Origin of the sequence: Actinomycetospora atypica (genome assembly GCF_042653685.1) — a bacterium.
In the GTDB taxonomy this organism is placed as follows: Bacteria; Actinomycetota; Actinomycetes; order Mycobacteriales; family Pseudonocardiaceae; genus Actinomycetospora; species Actinomycetospora atypica.
Map to the genome: position 1 here is coordinate 1 of NZ_JBHSIV010000089.1, position 832 is coordinate 832.

1 protein-coding gene is annotated in these 832 nt (G+C 70.8%); it reads left to right on the top strand.

Annotation, left to right across the window (positions count from 1 at the left end):
* Positions 1 to 101 precede the first annotated feature (101 nt).
* The coding region (locus ACFPBZ_RS29445; protein WP_378039655.1) for a zinc-binding dehydrogenase at positions 102 to 832 on the top strand (731 nt) is incomplete at its 3' end.

An 832-nucleotide genomic window follows, 5' to 3' on the forward strand; every position in this document is an offset into this window, starting at 1 on the left:
TCCCGTTCCCCATCGCGTGCGGGGTGTGCGGGGCCTGCGAGCGCGGACTGACGTCGTTGTGCGAGAACTCCAACCCCAACGCCGGCATCGCGGAGAAGCTCATGGGGCACTCGCCCGCCGCGCTGTTCGGCTACTCCCACATGCTCGGCGGCTATCCCGGGGGCCAGGCCGAGTACGCCCGGGTGCCGTTCGCCGACTTCGGGGCGCTGCAGGTCGGCGATCTGCCGGACGACCAGGTCCTGTTCCTCTCGGACATCCTCCCCACCGGATACATGGGCGCCGACATGGCCGAGGTCGGCCCCGGCGACGTCGTCGCGGTCTGGGGGGCCGGCCCCGTGGGCCAGTTCGCGATCGCGAGCTGCTTCCTGCGCGGCGCCGAGCGGGTCATCGCGATCGACCGCATCGACTACCGGCTGCGGCTGGCGCGGGAGACCGGGGCCGAGGTCCTGGACTACGAGCAGGTGTCGGTCCCGGAGGCGCTCGCGGAGATGACCGGCGGGCGCGGCCCCGACAAGTGCATCGACGCAGTGGGGATGGAGGCCCACCACTCCAGTGCGGCGCTGCACGCCTACGACCGCACCAAGCAGGCCGTGGGCCTGGAGACCGAACGGCCGCACGCGCTGCGCGAAGCCATCATGAGTTGCGCCAACGGCGGGATCGTGTCGGTCATCGGCGTCTACGGCGGGTTCACCGACAAGTTCCCGATGGGGTCGTTCATGAACCGCTCCCTCACCATGCGGGCCGGCCAGTGCCACGTCCACCGCTACATGCCGCGGCTCCTCGAGCACATCCGCAACGGCGACATCGACCCCTCCTTCGTCATCACCCACCG